General features: G+C 43.4%; 17 protein-coding genes. 13 read left to right on the top strand and 4 right to left on the bottom strand.

Annotated features, from left to right (window positions below; genetic code table 11):
* Nucleotides 1–37: 37 nt before the first annotated feature.
* The 6 genes from FO440_RS11945 to FO440_RS11920 all read left to right on the top strand — a co-directional run bounded on the left by FO440_RS11945 (nt 38) and on the right by FO440_RS11920 (nt 6,938).
* The gene (locus tag FO440_RS11945) at nt 38–712 is read left to right on the top strand and encodes a LolA family protein (RefSeq protein ID WP_144248499.1); all 675 of its coding nucleotides are present in this window, start codon (nt 38–40) and stop codon (nt 710–712) included.
* Nucleotides 713–870: 158 nt separating this feature from the next.
* A complete protein-coding gene (locus FO440_RS11940) occupies nt 871–1,869 on the top strand; it encodes a DUF6438 domain-containing protein (RefSeq protein WP_144248498.1) in 999 nt (332 codons plus the stop codon).
* A gap of 1 nt (nt 1,870) precedes the next feature.
* Nucleotides 1,871–2,809 carry a DUF6438 domain-containing protein gene (locus tag FO440_RS11935; protein ID WP_144248497.1) on the top strand — a complete coding sequence of 313 codons (939 nt, stop codon included), beginning with the start codon at nt 1,871–1,873 and terminating at the stop codon, nt 2,807–2,809.
* A 1-nt stretch (nt 2,810) separates the two neighbouring features.
* A complete protein-coding gene (locus FO440_RS11930; protein ID WP_144248496.1) occupies nt 2,811–3,662 on the top strand; it encodes a hypothetical protein in 852 nt (283 codons plus the stop codon).
* 96 nt (nt 3,663–3,758) lie between these two features.
* Nucleotides 3,759–4,838: an alkaline phosphatase family protein gene (locus tag FO440_RS11925; RefSeq protein WP_144248495.1), complete on the top strand. Its 1,080-nt coding sequence runs from the start codon at nt 3,759–3,761 to the stop codon at nt 4,836–4,838.
* A 135-nt stretch (nt 4,839–4,973) separates the two neighbouring features.
* Nucleotides 4,974–6,938 carry a glycoside hydrolase family 97 protein gene (locus FO440_RS11920; protein WP_144248494.1) on the top strand — a complete coding sequence of 655 codons (1,965 nt, stop codon included), beginning with the start codon at nt 4,974–4,976 and terminating at the stop codon, nt 6,936–6,938.
* 463 nt (nt 6,939–7,401) lie between these two features.
* Here the strand turns inward: FO440_RS11920 and FO440_RS11915 are convergent, their stop codons facing one another.
* The 3 genes from FO440_RS11915 to FO440_RS11905 form a co-directional block, all read right to left on the bottom strand.
* Nucleotides 7,402–7,671: a hypothetical protein gene (locus FO440_RS11915; protein WP_144248493.1), complete on the bottom strand. Its 270-nt coding sequence runs from the start codon at nt 7,669–7,671 to the stop codon at nt 7,402–7,404.
* 63 nt (nt 7,672–7,734) lie between these two features.
* Nucleotides 7,735–8,655: a hypothetical protein gene (locus tag FO440_RS11910; RefSeq protein ID WP_144248492.1), complete on the bottom strand. Its 921-nt coding sequence runs from the start codon at nt 8,653–8,655 to the stop codon at nt 7,735–7,737.
* 1 nt (nt 8,656) lies between these two features.
* Complete coding sequence (locus FO440_RS11905) at nt 8,657–9,619, bottom strand: carboxypeptidase-like regulatory domain-containing protein (protein WP_186292652.1); 963 nt, start codon at nt 9,617–9,619, stop codon at nt 8,657–8,659.
* 305 nt (nt 9,620–9,924) lie between these two features.
* On the opposite strand from FO440_RS11905, the gene FO440_RS11900 reads away from it, so the two are divergent.
* The 3 genes from FO440_RS11900 (at nt 9,925) to FO440_RS11890 (ending at nt 13,382) form a co-directional block, all read left to right on the top strand.
* Nucleotides 9,925–10,635 carry a hypothetical protein gene (locus tag FO440_RS11900; RefSeq protein ID WP_144248490.1) on the top strand — a complete coding sequence of 237 codons (711 nt, stop codon included), beginning with the start codon at nt 9,925–9,927 and terminating at the stop codon, nt 10,633–10,635.
* A gap of 337 nt (nt 10,636–10,972) precedes the next feature.
* Nucleotides 10,973–12,292, top strand: a complete 1,320-nt coding sequence (locus FO440_RS11895) for a bifunctional folylpolyglutamate synthase/dihydrofolate synthase (protein ID WP_144248489.1) — start codon at nt 10,973–10,975, stop codon at nt 12,290–12,292.
* Nucleotides 12,293–12,404: 112 nt separating this feature from the next.
* The gene (locus tag FO440_RS11890) at nt 12,405–13,382 is read left to right on the top strand and encodes a Gfo/Idh/MocA family protein (RefSeq protein WP_144248488.1); all 978 of its coding nucleotides are present in this window, start codon (nt 12,405–12,407) and stop codon (nt 13,380–13,382) included.
* Nucleotides 13,383–13,448: 66 nt separating this feature from the next.
* On the opposite strand, the gene FO440_RS24425 is transcribed toward FO440_RS11890, so the two are convergent.
* Nucleotides 13,449–13,622, bottom strand: a complete 174-nt coding sequence (locus FO440_RS24425) for a DUF6496 domain-containing protein (RefSeq protein ID WP_186292651.1) — start codon at nt 13,620–13,622, stop codon at nt 13,449–13,451.
* A 61-nt stretch (nt 13,623–13,683) separates the two neighbouring features.
* On the opposite strand from FO440_RS24425, the gene FO440_RS11885 reads away from it, so the two are divergent.
* The 4 genes from FO440_RS11885 to FO440_RS11870 all read left to right on the top strand — a co-directional run bounded on the left by FO440_RS11885 (nt 13,684) and on the right by FO440_RS11870 (nt 17,748).
* The gene (locus tag FO440_RS11885; protein ID WP_144248487.1) at nt 13,684–14,559 is read left to right on the top strand and encodes a nucleoside phosphorylase; all 876 of its coding nucleotides are present in this window, start codon (nt 13,684–13,686) and stop codon (nt 14,557–14,559) included.
* A gap of 92 nt (nt 14,560–14,651) precedes the next feature.
* Nucleotides 14,652–15,746: an AI-2E family transporter gene (locus tag FO440_RS11880; protein WP_144248486.1), complete on the top strand. Its 1,095-nt coding sequence runs from the start codon at nt 14,652–14,654 to the stop codon at nt 15,744–15,746.
* 9 nt (nt 15,747–15,755) lie between these two features.
* Entirely contained in the window at nt 15,756–16,700 is a 945-nt protein-coding gene (locus FO440_RS11875; RefSeq protein WP_144248485.1) for an MBL fold metallo-hydrolase, read from the top strand.
* A 301-nt stretch (nt 16,701–17,001) separates the two neighbouring features.
* Complete coding sequence (locus FO440_RS11870) at nt 17,002–17,748, top strand: hypothetical protein (RefSeq protein WP_144248484.1); 747 nt, start codon at nt 17,002–17,004, stop codon at nt 17,746–17,748.
* Nucleotides 17,749–17,846 lie beyond the last annotated feature (98 nt).

The raw sequence follows: 17,846 nt of genomic DNA, 5'->3' as shown, positions 1-17,846 counted from the left end.
GGCTTAAACGTTCTGCATATAAATCAGTCACAACCATATGAAAAATATAACACTCTACATTCTCTTCATATTAACCGCTACCCATGCCTTTGCGCAAAAAGACGCGCAGGCAAAAGTAATTTTGAACCAGGTGAGCCAAAAATACCGCTCATATGCTATCATAAAAAGCGATTTTAGCTTTACTATTGATAACCCGCAGGCAAACATTAAGGAGACCCGTAACGGTACATTGATCACCCAATCAAAAGGCGGTAAATATAAAGTGATCTTATACACTGCCACAGGCGCAAAAACCGATGAAGAGCAGGAAATAATAAGCGACGGCAAAAGCCAGTGGACCTACCTGAAAGCAGATAAAGAGGTACAGGTAAGTGATGCAGACAACAGCGGCGAGGGCTTTAACCCGGCCCAACTATTCACCATGTATGAGCATGGTTATAAATACATCTACAATGGCGATCAGAAAATCGGCGGTAAAACCTATCAATCTATTGACCTTACTCCCGAGGATGATAAAAAGCCTTTTTTTAAGATCAGGCTGATGATAGATAAGGTAAAGAAACAGATCTACAGCGCGCTGATATTTGACAAAAGCGGCAGCAAGTATAACTACACCCTGCGCAGCCTTACCCCTGCCACTAAGGTGCCTGATAATACTTTTACGTTTGATACCAAGGCATATCCCGGTGTTGAGGTGGTGAATTTGAAGTAAGCTACAGGTAGATTTACGAAGTTAATTCGATATTATTATTTTTTTAAGGCTTCATTATGGAATTAGTCGTTTTGAAGCATCATAAGGCTGGAATATAATTTTTTGGTTTCCAAAGTTTGTATTGAAATTAGTAATACCAATTATAAACCTGTGTCCTTATGAGAAATTTGCTTTGTCTGCTTTTCCTTTTGCTTTGTAGTATATCTGCATTTGCCAATAAGGTCGATGAATTAAAAACTGACAGCGACGTAGTAAAATTTCTGAAACCTTTACAGGAAAGTTTTAACTACATAGGCGCGCCTCAATTAAAAATATTTTCAACTGAAGAGATAGTTAAAGTAAGTAATTGCGATTCGCTTGTCAGCACATGGAATATTAAAAATTGGCAAAAAATCGATCTTAATAATGACAACCGTACCGATTTAATGGCTATTGTTAGCTGGTATTACAGCTTCTGTAATTTTATAGCAATAGACAAAGGGAATAACACATTTCAACTTATACAAATTGGCCAAAGTGCTAACATAGAGGGCTGCCAGCTGATCGACGCCATAAATTACCATGATCAACCATTGATTGAATTTCATGGCTCGCACCCTAAAGGTAGAAAGGATTTTCTTAAAAAAAATAAATGGCTGCCTAACACCGACACCTTGATATACAAATACGGCAATTTTGTTGAATTTAATAAAGAGTCATCAAATTATAAAATTGATTCTATAACGTTTAGTTCGCTTTGGGGATGGTATGGATGGGAAGGTACACCTAAAAAAAATCCGGAATATGTTGACAGAGTTATGAAAATTGATCGGTCAGGGCGTGCGATTTTAACTAACAATAAAGAATTTGTTTACTATGTATTGGCTAAGGGCCAGAAAAAACCACGTGATCCCAGTACGGTATCAGGCATATTTAAAACCAAAATAAAACAGGCCGATCTGGAGGAGATTTACAACCTGATCAATTATTTAAGCATCAAGAAATTAAAGGACACATATGCCGTTGGATGGACCGATGATACAAGCAGCTACATCCGCATTAAATTTACTGATGGCTCTGTTAAATATATTGCAGACTACGGTGGCGTTGGTACATATGGCTTACGTAATCTTTTTTCAAAGTTCTATGCTTTGATTAAAACTCAGGATTGGAAATAATATGAAAAAACTACTTACCCTATTTAGCCTGTTATTTACTGCTACGATCAGTTTTGCCAACAAAGTTGACGACCTGAAAACTGACAGCGATATAGTAAAATTCATTCAGCCCCTGCAGGAAAATTTTAATTACAAGGATGCCCCCAAATTGATCATGCTTTCAAGTGAAGAGTTGGTTAAAAGACACAGCTGCGATTCGCTTGCAGGTACATGGCATATTAAAAATTGGGAAAAAGCTGATTTCAACAACGACCATAAAACTGATCTGCTGGCCATTATTAACTGGTATGATACTGATTGTGATTTTATAGCAATAGATAAGGGCGATAACACTTTTCAGCTTATACAGATTGGCGGAAGCTCTTATCAAAATTGTCAATTGGCAAATACGATAAAATACGCCGGGCAACAAATGGTTGAATTACACACCTGGGCGAGCACGCGCCCGGGCCGCAAAAATGCCAAATGGATCTCTCGTACCGATACTTTAACATACAAGTACGGCGATTTTTTAGAATTCAATAAAGAGCCGGCACATTACAAAATTGATTCTATCATCTACAAAACACAGCCCTGTTTTGGTACATGCCCTGTATTCAAAATAGAAATAGATCACAACGGTAAAGCAAAATATGATCGTACCAGTCCAAACATTGTATATATACTTAAGCCTGGTGAAAAAATACAAAACGTCTTTAACATGGAAATAAAGAAACCTGAACTGGAAGAATTGTACCACTTAATTGAATATATCAACATTAAAAAACTAAATGAAAACTATGCAGTTCGATGGTCTGATGACGCAACAGCCATTATCTATATAAAATTCAGTGACGGATCAGTAAAGACTATCAAAGACTATGGCTTGAAGGGAACGTTTGGTTTATTTACCCTTTATAAAAAAATTTACGCGTTAACCAAAAGCCCTGATTGGAAGTAAAATGAAAAAAGCGTTTATCATATCTTGCTTGATACTCCCGCTTTTTGCGCACGCGCAAGAAAAATTCAGTCGTTTAAAACGACAGGGGGATTCATTAGTGTATAAACACAATCTTAAAGATGCTTTAATAGTTTACGATAAAGCGGTTAACCTGGTATTATCAGGTAAAGAGAAGGCATTTGACAGTGAATGGTTTGATGTTTTAAACGCGGCAGGCATCATTGTAAAAGGGCATAACAAATACTGGAATCTGGCCTTTGGCACTAAAGCAGAAAAATTGCCTGAAAAAATCACCACGCTTAAAGAAATGGGCGTAAAAAATTTGCTCACCTATAAAGTTTTTCAAAATACAGATGTAGCAGCGTGGCCTGCAGATTCAAATAGTTGCTATAGTAAATCAGGCCAAATATTGGTATGGGCTATCAATAACAATGTATTTATGCAAGCTTTTGACGATTGCACAACCTACAAGCCGGTAAACTTACATGACAACGTACTATATGATTTACTCAATAATCATTATGAAGCTATAATGAATAAAAATTTCAGAGAGCTTGGTTTTATGTCGAGCGCTGAAACCAGGTATAAGTTCACATTTTACAGTGATAATAACATTTTTGTAAAAGAATGGTGCGGCATATCCTACTTTACAGATCCTAAGTCAAACCGGACTGCCGATTATATTGCAAAACATAAAAATTCCATAGATAGCCAGACTATTATCTACAACTACAATATGAGCATCTATTTCAGTAAATTATTTCTCAGAATTTTTGAAGATGATAAGATCTACAATGAAAAAATAAACTCTTCTGCCGAAAAGGGCCTGGTTGGAAAACTTGAGCAAAACTGATACACACAGCTTCTTTTGTCTTAAAATTATGTATCTTTTTTGTTACATTAAATATTAATTGTATACTTGTTTACACAAGCCAATTATAAACCAATTATGTTTCCGCCTAACCGTATTACATTTACTGTAATAGCTGTTGTATTGTGCCTGTTTATCCGTTGCAGTAAAGAGACAAAAACGCCTGTAACAAAAGCTGCTGCTGCAACAAGTGCTACTGATAAAAAAACTTCGTCAACAAGTATTACAAAACCGGTTACAACCACTAAAAGCACGGATACGGTAGCAACAGTGCCTGCTACCAATTTGTCAAAAGGCCTGTGCTGCAAAACCGAGAACGTAATTATTATAGTAATGGACGGCCCAAGGTACAGCGAAACCTGGGGCGATTACACCCGTCAAAACATCCCCGGACAGTTTGATATCTATCACTACGGTGTTTTGTTAAGCAACTTCCATAACATGGGTACCACCAATACCGATTCGGGCCATGATGCCATCTGCACCGGTAATTATGAAAACTTAGAGAACACCGGCCAGGCATTACCGCAGTATCCTTCAATTTTCCAGGAGTTTTTAAAAGCAACGGGTAAGCCTGCCGAGAAAGCTTGGGTAGTAGCCTCGAAAGATAAATTACAGATACTGGGCGATTGCCAGCAAGCCGGCTGGACCGGCCAGTACCAGCCCCGTACCGATTGCGGCATCAGCGGAATCTTCAGCGGTTACCGGGCTGACGATACTACGTTTGCACATGCCAAAAATGTGATCAATACCTATCACCCCAATTTAATGCTCATCAACTTTAAGGACCCGGATACTTACGGGCACTCAAACCTGTGGAGCAACTATATTAAAGCCATTCAAACTACAGATGGCTACATCAAAGCCATATATGACATGATCCAGGCTGACCCTGTCTACAAAGACAAAACAACACTCATCATTACCAATGACCATGGCAGGCACGTTGATAATGTTGCAGACGGTTTTGTAAGCCATGGTGATGGCTGCGATGGTTGCCGGCATATTGAGTTTTTAGCCGTCGGGCCAGACTTTAAAAAAGGCATCGGCTTGGTTACCCCGTATGAGCAAATAGACATTAGCCAGACGGTGGCAAAGCTGCTAAACTTTAAAATGGATTACGGTAAAGGTAAGCTGATGACCGACATTTTTAACTGATCTGCCCTATCCTATCCGGGCAAAACAGGGCGTATTAATGTTGTTACTGTATTTTAATTGAGCGCAAAGCTATTTAACAATAGCCAAAAAAACTTACTTTTAAGGCGACATTAAAGTTTAACCAACACTAAATCAATGAAGCATTTTTACAAACTGTTATGCTGTGCCCTGTTATTTTTAGGGTCGGCGGCTCATCTTCATGCACAAATTAAAAGACTTTCTTTAACATCGCCCAATGGTGGCATCAAGGTTGATTTTACCTTCGGGGATAAGATCTACTACACCGTATCAGACAATGGTACCGAGTTACTGACCAATAACCACATGGCGCTAACCTTAGGCGACGGCGTTTTAGGCGCTTACCCAAGCCTGATCAGCTCAAAAAACATCAGGGGTAATGAAGAAATAAAACCTTATGTCGCTTTAAAATTCTCGACAGTTAAAAGCGTATACAACGCGGTGCTGTTAAACTTTAAAGGCAATTACTCGGTGGAGTTCCGTGCTTTTGATGATGGTGTAGCTTATCGTTTCATCACCGCTAAAAAAGGCGATATCGAAGTGAAGGATGAAGATTATACCATTAACTTCCCTGATAGCTATTTGCTGCATTTACAGGAGAATAACGGCTTTAAAACCTCTTACGAAGAGTCATACTCGCACATTGAATCGGCAAACTGGAAAGCTACCGATAAGATGACCAATCTGCCCATATTGGTTGATACCAAAAAACAATACAAACTGCTGATCAGCGAGTCTGACCTGTCTGACTACCCGGGCATGTTCCTGAAAAGCACCGGCGACAATGGCGCCATAGCTACCTTCCCGAAAGCACCGCTTGAATTTGGGCCGGATGGCGACCGCAGCGAAAAGATCCTGAAATCTGCAGATTATATCGCGAAAACCAATGGTACACGTAATTTCCCCTGGCGCTACATCCTCATTACTAAAGATGATAAGCAGTTATTAGAAAACACCATGACCTTGAAACTGGCTTCAAAAAGCGTGATCGCCGATCCGTCATGGATCAAACCGGGCCAGGCAAGCTGGGAATGGTGGAACGATGCCGCCCCTTACGGGCCTGATGTAAATTTTGTATCTGGCTATAACCTGGAGACTTATATATATTATATCGACTTCGCTTCAAAATTTGGTGTAAAATATATTGTGATGGACGAAGGCTGGGCAAAAAGTACTACCGACCCATATACCCCGAACCCTAAAGTTGATGTTAAGGAACTGATCCGCTACGGACAGCAAAAAAATGTGAGCATTGTGCTTTGGTTAACCTGGTTAACCGTACATAAAAACATGGACCTGTTTAAAACCTTCCACGAGTGGGGCATAAAAGGTGTTAAGATAGATTTCATGGAGCGCAGCGACCAGTGGATGGTTAACTATTACGAAGACGTTGTAAAAGAAGCAGCCAAGTATCAAATAATGGTCGATTTTCATGGCGCGTTCAAACCTTCGGGGTTAGAGTATAAGTATCCCAACCTGATCTCGTACGAAGGCGTGCGTGGTTTAGAGCAAATGGGCGGTTGTAATCCAAGTAATAGCATTTATTTGCCTTTTATGCGTAACGCGGTTGGCCCGATGGACTTTACCCCCGGCGCCATGATCAATATGCAGCCTGAAGTTTACCGCGCCGAGCGCCCAAATGCCGCGGCTATTGGTACACGCGTTAACCAAATGGCTTTGTATGTAGCTTTTGAAAGCGGCATACAAATGCTGTGCGACAACCCTACCCTGTACTACCGCAGTGCAGATTGTACCGACTTTATTACCCAGGTACCTACCACATGGGACGAAACCAAAGCTTTGGCGGCTGTTGCCGGCGAAGTGGATGTGGTGGCCAAACGTAAAGGCGACAGATGGTATATTGGCGGCATAACCAACGGCAAAGAGGGTGGCCGCCAGGTTGAGCTTAATTTTGATTTCCTTGAAAAAGGCAAGGTTTATAACATGACCTATTTTGAAGATGGCATTAACGCCGACCGCCAGGCAATGGACTACCGCCGCAAAATAAAACAGGTAAAAGCCGGCGATAAAATGACCATTAAAATGGCCCGCAACGGCGGCTGGGCAGCGGTGCTTAAATAAGCGTTGTTCTTGTATTTTTTCAAAAAGCCCGATCAGTAAATGGTCAGGCTTTTTTATTCAGTACTTAATCAGAAGCGGCGGACTCGTGCGATTCCCTCCCCACGGGAGGGTGTAGGGAGGGGTTTGGACGACCTTACATTACTGCTAAACCCCTCCCTGCCACTGCACTGGCAGCCGCACCCCTCCCAATGGGAGGGAATGTTGCATCAACGTACTACTATTTCGCTTTATTAACACACCCCTGCAACCGCACTTCCAATCGCGCCCCCTCTCAAGGGGGGAGCTGAATAGTCCGTATTAAAAAAGTGGCGGGTTCGTGCGATTCCCCTCTTGAGAGGGGTGTAGGGGTGTGTCATTTCGTATTCATTAACACACCGTTATTTCGCTTTATTAACACACCCCTGCAGCCGCACTTGCAATCGCGCCCCCTCTCAAGAGGGGAGTTGAAAAATCTTAATTATCATCAAACAGGCTCAACATAATTGATAATAAACTTAGCCAGTTGTTCCTGCTCGGCAATGGTTAGCAGTTCGCCGTCATAGATCCAGTAGCCCTGCGCGTCAAACAGGATGCGGCCCAGGTAATCGTGGTTTTCGGCAAAGGCAGTGTATAGGTCATAGCAAGTTACGGCACCGTTGTTTATGGTATCTAAAACAACGCTCACCACTTCATCCGGGCCGTTGTTCCGTTTTATCCAGGCTTTTGCCTCGCTGATGGTATGTGTATTGTTCATCACAAAACAAATTTGGAAATTATTTTGCAATTAATAGCACGTTATACTAATAAAATTAGCAATTTAATATTCAACCGTCGCCTTAATAGCCAGATCGGTACCAAAGGGCATAAAATAGGTATACGGCTGCCATTGGTGTTTAAAATTTAATGCCCACATATTTAGCGTTTTGCCTGTTTTGGGGGCTATACCAATAGCAGGGCGGTAATTGTCATGGCTTACTTCTACTTTTCGTTTTTTATCATAACTTATTACGTGCCCTAAATTGTGGCTGCTGCGCAGCCATTCTATCGCTACAAAAAAGCTTTTTTGAGGAATGATAATATTATATTTAGACAAGCTTACACCGCTTTGCCGGTCCTCGCCATTACTTATTTCAATAGTTTTTCCGGTTAGTTCTTTTCCGGGCCCAAGGGTGTTTGGGTCAACATCGTAAAACCGCAAGCGGTAAGCCACGCGTTCATAACCTTCGCCCTGGTCATTAAAAGCCAAACGGGCAACTTTTACTTTTTCCACTCTCGCGCCTGTCTTGGGGGCTTCAAATTTTTGCGCCAGCTGGTAGTAATCAAAATTGGCGGTTTCTGTATCGAAACCGGCATAATGCCAGATCTCATTTTTATCAAAGTCATTTAACAAGGTATCTGTGGTGTATTTTTGCGATACAACACCTGCTGCAATTTCATTGCGGGTCAGTTGAATTGTATCCCTATATGCCAGGCTATTGATCGGTATTTTAAGCTGGTCGTAATTCTGCGCCGCGAACACAACAGTATCTCTCATGGTTGCCAGATCGCCGGGAATAATAAAAATACCGTCTTTTTCGGTGGTGATGGATAGCCTGGCGCGCAGAATAGTAACAGAAACAAAAGGGGTTGCTTTTTTGGTACTGCTATCAATAATATAAAATGTATTGAGTTTTTGCTGTGCAAACCCCTGCAAAGCAAATGAACAAATAAGCAGTGTAAATAATATTTTTAGTTTCATATCAATACCGTATAGTAGCAGATAAAGCGATCTCCAGATCAGGCTCCAGGTTCCAGATCATCCATTTATCCTCCTTTTTATACCATATAACTCCCCTTGGGTTATTAGTGGAATAGCCAACCAAAAATGGCTGGTAAGAAATCCAATACGCTGAAAGGGTCTGATCATACACCCTGCCATTTAACCGGGCTCTTTCTTTTATATTAGTTACAAGCATTTGAACAGTTTCATTAAAAGGATTATTTATCCACTCAATACCAATAAAAAATTCCCTTCCGGGTATGATCAGGTGTTCTTTGCTCAGATCCAGCGTGATCATCTTCGCCTTATCTAAAAGTACCAGTTCTTTGGTTAATAAAATTTGCCCCGGGTGCCTGGTAGTCGAGTCAATAGCATATACATGAACAAAAAAACGGGCATACTTGCTTTCGGTAGCTTCAGGGCGAAGTTTTTCCCAATTAATTTGCCTTCTGCCGATTTTAATATTGATAAGCCGGCTGTTTGTCTGAGGTGCTTCAAAAAGTCTTGCCAATGCCTCATGTGTTTGAATAAACATTTTATTATTACCTTCTTCACTGAGATCGACCCATGAAAATTTGTTTAATACTTTATCCTGTGCCTTACCGGCATTTATTTCTACCTCTTTTAATTGGGTGATATCAGGTTCAAGCGTAACAAATAGTTGTTGCCCGCTGTTCTTTACCCCAAGCTTAAGGGTTTTATAACCCACATAGCTAAATACGAGTGTGTCGTTTTCTGATACTGCATCAGCAGTTATTTTAAAATAGCCTTGTTCTGAAGTTTTAGTAGCTTGATTTGTTTTCTGCAAAACCACCGTAACATTGGGTATTGCAATTTCGGTTGTTTTGTCAATTACCTGGCCCTCGTAGGTATTTTGAGCGCGTAATTGTAGCGCAGTACTTAGCAATAACCATACGGCTATACATAAAGTGCGATAGTTCATAACGGGTATATCGGTGTACATTCAGGTTTAGGCAGTAACCAAAAAACTATCGGTTTATTGGCTTTTATAATTGGTTTAAGGCTGTCAATGTAGCTAAAAGAAAATAGTTGCACAATGACTTTTACGTCATATTCAGGTTGACCACAGCTTACGTATAATTACGCATTCCTCCTGTGCTTACTACGTAAAAAAACTCAGTAGCATCCCGCCATAAAATCGAGTGTCTTCCCTCACAGATATGTTTTTGATGTGGGGCAATTTTGTAATGAACAAACGCAATTACAAAACACTTAAAACAAAACGTTATGAAAACTAAAAATTACTTTTTGATGCTGACAGCAGTATTAACACTATCAATTGTATCATGCAAAAAAGGCGACCAGGGGCCGATAGGACCTAAAGGGGATACCGGTGCAACAGGCGCGACTGGTACGGCAGGCACCAATGGCACAAACGGAACGAACGGCGCGACCGGGGCTACAGGTGCCGCAGGCGTAAAAGGCGACAAAGGCGACCCGGGCGCGGCAGGCCCTGCAGGTGCAGCCGGAGCGACAGGTGCGGCTGGTGCTACAGGCGCAACAGGCACTGCAAACGTAATCTATTCTGATTGGTACAGGCCCACCGCTTATACCTCGAGCTCAATTTTCAGCATAACACACTTTAATGCCGATATTTCGGCAACACAAATAACACAAAATGTTATTGATAATGGCGTTGTGCTTGTATTTGGTAAACTGCTTGGTTATAACGCTGCAATTTGGCCTGCAACCCAGGTTTCGGAAATGCCGATTGTTTTAAATTATGTTGAAACCGGCACCCAATTAGATACCTGGACAGCAAAAGTTTCTGTTGGCAAGATCACCATTGATTTTACCAACAGCACCAATCATTATACAGCTATATCTACCTCGCACCAGTTCAGGTATGTAATAATTCCGGGTGGTGTTAAAGCCACAGCAGGCATTAACCTTAAAGATTACAACCAGGTTAAAGCCGCCTTCCACATCAACAATTAAAGATCAGTCAGGTTAATTTTTAAATTAAGCGCCGGGCAATCGTCCGGCGTTTTTTTGTTATACGATATTTTTAAACAAAAATGGTGGCGCTATTTTGTCAGTATTTGCCCTTGTTTTTTTTTGAAAAAAGTCGATAAATCTGTACCAAACTGTATCATGAAAGCAATTTCATAAAGTTAGTTTATTAATTGTCAGTTATTTACAAAAACAGGTGTACCAAACTGTATCACCGGGACACCTTCAACTTGATACACCTGTTACACCCCGGCGAAACAAGCAAACAGTCGTGACGGCGTAAACATACTCGCTTAGCTATTTATTATATTTGCTGACGTAAATGAACTACCAGCAAACCATCGATTACCTTTACGCGCAACTGCCGGTATTTACCCGTGTAGGCGCGTCGGCATATAAAGCAGATCTGCATAACACCATCGAACTATGCGCACGGCTTGGCAACCCGCAATATCAATTCAAAACCATCCACATAGCGGGCACCAACGGCAAGGGCTCAACCTCGCACATGCTGGCAGCGGTATTGCAGGTGGCAGGCTATAAAACAGGGCTGTACACCTCGCCACACTTAAAGGACTTCAGGGAACGCATCCGCATTAACGGCGGGATGATCAGCGAGCAGTCGGTCATTGACTTTGTAGCCGGTCACAGGCAGGACTTCGAAGAGATCCAGCCCTCGTTCTTTGAAATGACCGTTGGTTTAGCCTTTGACAGCTTCGCTAAGGAACAGGTAGATATCGCAGTGATCGAGACCGGGCTGGGCGGCAGGCTGGATTCGACCAATATCATTACCCCCCTCCTGTCCATCATCACCAATATAGGCTGGGACCACATGAATATCCTGGGCGACACGCTGCAGCTCATAGCCGCCGAAAAGGCAGGCATCATCAAACCCAATATACCGGTGATCATAGGCGAAAAGCAGGAAGAACTGGCCGACCTGTTTATCCGCAAAGCGAAACAGCAAAACGCGGCGATCAGCTTTGCTTCGGACCTGTTTGAGGTGAAAGGTGAAAGGCAAAAGGCAAAAGGCTTTGATGAATTGCTTGATGTAGAGATCACGCCACTCATCACTCATCACTCGCCACTCACAACTCACAACTCACAACTCACCTTACAGTTAGACCTTACCGGCAGCTACCAGTTAAAGAACATAAAAACCGTTATAAGCGCGGTAGTCGAACTAAGGCGGCAAGGCTTTGTCATTACCGACGATCACCTTAAAACTGCCTTGCGCCAGGTTAAAACCCTGACAGGCTTACATGGCCGCTGGGAGGTGCTAAGCACAAGCCCGCTAACCATTTGCGACACCGGCCATAACCCCGAAGGCATACAGGAGGTATTGAAGAACATAGCCGCCGTGCAATATGAGCAGCTGCATTTTGTGATAGGTATGGTAAACGACAAGGACAGCAGCAAGGTACTATCCATGCTGCCAAAGGATGCTATCTATTATTTCTGCAGGCCTGATATCCCGCGTGGCTTAGATGCCCCGATCTTACAGGAAAGAGCAAAGGCGTTTGGCTTGCGGGGCGAAGTATATGCTTCGGTACCATCGGCCCTGGCGGCAGCTCAAAGCGCTGCAAAGGCTAAGGACCTGGTGTTTGTTGGCGGCAGCACGTTTGTGGTGGCAGAGGTCTGACTAACATATAGCTAACACATATCGATGGGTTTAAAACCCATCGATATGATGAATATCTGTTGCACCTGTTTACACTTTTTGTTTTATTTTTACCTGAACCTACAAACACAACATGAGCAATATAACCTGGGGGATAATCGGTTGCGGCAACGTCACCGAGAAAAAGAGCGGCCCCGCGTTTAACAAGGTGCCCAACAGCAAACTGATAGCCGTAATGCGCCGCAATGCCGAAAAGGCCGCCGATTATGCCCGGCGCCACAACGTACCCAAATGGTATAACGATGGCGAACAATTGCTGAACGATCCGGAGATCAATTCAGTTTATGTGGCTACTCCCCCGGCATCGCATATTGATTATACTTTAGCCGCCTTAAAAAAGGGTCTGAACGTTTATATTGAAAAGCCCATAACACTAAACGCCGCCGAAGCCATTGCCATAGCTGATGCTGTTAAACAAAGCACAGGTAAGGTGTCTATAGCGCATTACCGTCGCGGCCAGCCTATGTTTTTATACGTAAAGGAGCTGTTGGATACCAATGCAATTGGCGATGTACGCCTTGCCCAGATAAAGATGTGGCAAAGCCTACGCCCGCAATTGATCACGCATCTTGAAGATAACTGGCGCATTAACCCGGCGCTTTCGGGCGGTGGGTATTTCCATGATCTGTCGCCCCATCAGCTTGACCTGATGCTTTTCTTTTTCGGCGAGCCTGAATACTACAACGGCCGCGCGTTGAACCAATCGGGCTATTATGGATGTGATGACAATGTAAGCGGGCAGATCATCTTTAAGAACAAGGTAGTGGTTGACGGCTCGTGGTCATTTAACGTTGCTGAACATGAACGCATTGACGAATGCAAAATAATAGGATCAAAGGGTAGTATCAGTTTCCCGGTATTTGGCCATGCGGTAACGATTAAAACTACAGATAAGGAAGAGACAATAAACTTCGCCCCGCTTGAACATGTGCAACAACCCATGATAGAAAAGGTAGTGAACTACTTTAACGGTGACGGCGATACCCCCTGCGCTATTGACGAAGCTGTTGTTTTGATGAAGATCATGGACGCGTTTAGCCAGCCCATCTAATCTCCTCCAAGAGGGAGACTTATGAGAACCGATGACTCCTACCCTTTGGGGAGGTTGGGAGGGGTCCTATTTCTTCTTAGGCACCTTTGCTCCTTCTTTGCGTGCTTCTGACAGGCCTATCGCTATGGCTTGTTTTCTGCTGGTTACTTTTTTGCCGCCGCCGCTTTTTAGTTTGCCCTCGTGCATTTCGTGCATGGTTTCGGCTACTTTTTCGCCGGCCTTTTCTGAATACTTTGCCATGATGTTTAATATTTAAGTAAATGATAATAAGTCATGCAAAATATTTGCCAATTTTACCGGGATGAAGCGCATACCGGAAACTGATCTGATCTTAAACGCCGATGGCAGCGTCTACCACTTAAACCTGCTGCCCGGTGATATTGCCGATATGGTAATAACCGTAGGCGACCCCGACCGTGTGGGCGAGGTTAGCAAATACTTTGACAGCATAGAACTCAAAAAGGGTAAACGCGAGTTCATTACCCATACCGGTACCATCGGCAATAAGCGGCTGACGGTGCTTTCTACAGGTATCGGTACGGATAATATTGATATTGTGCTGAATGAGCTGGACGCGCTGGTGAATATTGACCTCAAAACACGTACGGTCAATACCGACTTACGCAGTTTAAACATTACCCGCATAGGTACATCGGGCGCTATACATGCCGATATTGAGGTAGGCAGCCTGTTGCTATCGTCTGCCGCATTTGGGTTAGATCCTTTGATGAATTACTACAAACAGGCCTTAAACGATAAAGAGATCAACCTGCTAAACGCCTTCAAAGCATCCCTGCCAAAAAGCGCCAATTTGTATCCGCACATCGCGTCAGCAGGAAAAGGCCTGTTGCAAGTACTGGGCAGCGACGAGCAACAAGGCCTTACCATTACCGCTCCCGGTTTTTATGCGCCGCAGGGCCGGCAGGTACGCGCCGAAGCAGCCATTCCGGGGTTAATGGAGATCATACAACAATTCAGTTTTGAGGGGCAACGCATAACCAACCTTGAAATGGAAACCGCCGGCATATATGGTCTGGCTTCGGCATTAGGTCATCAGGCAGTATCGTGCAACGTAATACTGGCCAATCGCGCTACGCAGGTTTTTAGCAGGCAGCCCGCAAAGATCATGGACCATCAAATCGGCCGGATACTTGAAAAACTTACCGTCATTTTATAAATTGGCAAATGTTGCCCTTTATGCCTATCTTCAAAAACATATAACATACAATGGTGTTACCTTGTAAAAAATTCATACCCTGCTTTTGATCTATGGTACCTAAAAAAATAATAGCCCCATTTTACGAACGTCTATCTCTGGTACTCATTGGTATCATGTCGCTTGGTTTTCTGGTGATCCAGGGCAAAGATGTGCTTGATCCTTTGATCTTCGGATTTCTGTTCGCCATACTGCTGCTGCCGGTTTCAGGCTTTTTTGAACGAAAGCTAAAGTTCCCTCGCAGTGTATCTTCGCTTATATCTATCATATTGCTGGTAAGCTTTATCAGCGGGGTATTGTACCTGGTGGGCTCACAGATCTCAAGATTAATGAATGACTGGCCGATACTCCAAAAACAGCTTGCGCAATCTGTCAACAATATCTCCGACTGGATAGAGAGCACTTTTCACTATAACCTTGGCAGGCAAAAGGCTTTGCTTAACACTACCGAAAAGAAGATCCTATCATCAGGCACTGAAGTGGTGGGCACAACCTTTGGGGCTGTGTCCTCTTTAATGTTGTTCTATATCTTCATTATGATCTTCACCTTTTTTATCCTGTTTTACAGGAAGCTGCTGTTCACGTTTGTCCTGCAGGCTTTCGGTAAGGACAACGAGGTGATTGTTCATGATATCATAGAGAACATTCAAAGCATATTGCGACAGTACATATTAGGCCTGCTGCTTGAAATGATCATTGTGGCTGCCGTGGCCTGCACCGCTTTCTGGATGATCGGGATAAAGTATGCCGTACTGCTGGGCATTATTGTAGGCTTGTTTAACATCATCCCCTACTTAGGTATCTTTACAGCCTTGTTCTTGAGTGTGCTTATCACTTTTGCTACCGGCCCTATAAGCAATGCCGTTGAGGTAGGCGTAGCCGTGATCGTTATCCACGCTATCGACTCGAACGTATTACTGCCAACCATTGTGGGGTCGAAAGTGAGGCTTAACGCGCTGATCACTTTCTTAGGCATCCTGCTGGGCGAGATGGTATGGGGGCTTTCTGGTATGTTCTTGTCCATCCCTATGATGGCTATATTTAAGATCATATTCGACCGTATTGAAAGTTTGAAACCATGGGGCTACCTGTTGGGCGGCGACTACGAGTTCAAGAAGTCGGCAGAGAAAAAAATGAAAACCGAATAGTTGTTTACCATGCGTTTAAAATTACTTACCCTCTTTATCTGCCTGTCAACCGCGGCTTTTGCACAAGCACAAAAGTCCTTTAAAGTAGTGCCGCTTGGTGTTTTGGGGGGTATTGACGAAAGTAACCTGTCGGCCTACATGGTTGCCCCTACCGGCAGCAATGATTATATCTGCTTGGATGCCGGGACGCTGCACTACGGCATCGAGCAGGCAGTAAAGAATAAGGTATTTACTATTCCGGCCAATAAGGTGTTAAAGCGCTATATCAAGGATTATTTTATCTCACACTCGCACCTCGATCACCTATCGGGGTTAATCATCAATTCACCTGATGACACCGCCAAGAACATCTATGCCTTCGCGGATTGTATAAATACCATAAAAACGCATTACTTCACCTGGACCAGTTGGGCAAACTTTGCCAATGAGGGCGAAGCACCCACTTTAAAGAAATATACCTACCAGGTAATGCAACCCGGCGTAACCGTAAACGCCGCCAATACCGATATGCAGGTTACGGCTTACCCGCTGAGCCATTCAAATCTTACCAGTACCGCGTTCCTGGTGAAAAGTAAAGGCGATTACCTGTTATACCTGGGCGACGTCGGCCCTGACGAGATAGAGAAAAGCCGTAACATGCAAAAGCTTTGGGAGGTTATCGCCCCACTGATCAAGGCTCACCAGCTTAAGGCCATTATGATAGAAGTATCATTCCCTAACGAGCAGCCGGATAAAACCCTGTTTGGCCACTTTACCCCAAAATGGTTGATGAGCGAATTTAACGAACTTGGCAAACTAAGCGGCACCGATGCCCTTAAAAACCTGAATGTGGTGGTGGTGCATTTAAAACCGCCTTACAGTAATATCATCAAAATCAAGCAGCAGCTAAAGGCAGGCAATAGTCTGGGGTTAAACTTTATTTACCCGGTGCAGGGTAAAGAATTGCAGTTTTAAGAGTATTTCGAACAGTGAAAGCGGAGACGAGAAACCAGGGTGTCATGCTTAGGATCTCGAAGCGTGTGGGCAGGCCTTACGCTCACCCTTCGACTATGCTCAGGATAACAGGCTTTATCTTTCCTGTCTATTGCCTATCTTACCCGGTCTTGCCGACGTCAACGGCGACCGCATGTACATCACCAAAATCGTAGCAGAACCATTACATAACTGCACAGACCAACCGACTTTTATCATCAGACTCATTCCGTCGGGGAATAGTATTTGTACAACAAATCAATAAAGTTGCTGTTGTTTAACTATGAACAGATTAGCTAACAAACTTTTGCTTTTATGCTGCCTGCTGGCAGCAGCCGCAAACACGCACGCACAAGATTCATTTCCAAAGGACATTGCAGGCACCATGCAGATCCAGGGTATGTACCGTCCAAGCAAGCTGGGACAACTGAACGGAATCCTCAATGCCAATGGCCTGGCCAGTCTGCCGGACAATAATTATTGGCTTAATCTCTCCATGAACCATATCCACAAACGCTGGGTCATGGAAGATGGTATAGGTGCAAGCTTCACCTCAAGTTCAACTGTTGCAAACGGCATCAAATCTAAATATAACCAGTTTCAGCTTTACGGGCGTTTAGGTTATGACGTATCCCAAACGCCGATATTCCGCGCGTTTCCATTTGTTGGCATCAACCTTGATGCCGCCATGCTCCGCATCCAGGATGACAACCGCATTCAAAGCACCTCTGATTTTTCGTCAGAACTGCTCAATCAAACCGCCAGCAAGACCCTCTGGAACCCGCGTTTCGGCCTCGAATTCGGCGGCGGCTTCGATTATCTCATCCCGGTCAGCGACAAAAAAATGGACAATATCACTATCCACCGCAGCCTGCCAATCGGCATCCGCTTCGGCTACTACCTCCAAACCTCCAATAGCCCCTGGCGGATCGACAACAACTACAAGCTTCAAAACGGTCCCGACAATAAACAAAGCAATGTGTTTGTTAATTTAAATATAGGACTCGGTTATAAGATCACTCGCCCTTGATATTGCTGAACTTGCAGGTTAGCGTTAATTGAAATATTTTTTAGAATGTTTTTTGCCCAAAATTTAAGTTTCTGCGGTAACATACAATTCTTTTAAGT

Source organism: Mucilaginibacter corticis, from assembly GCF_007558865.1.
In the GTDB taxonomy this organism is placed as follows: Bacteria; Bacteroidota; Bacteroidia; order Sphingobacteriales; family Sphingobacteriaceae; genus Mucilaginibacter; species Mucilaginibacter corticis.
This window is presented reverse-complemented; position numbering and strand designations above follow the sequence as displayed.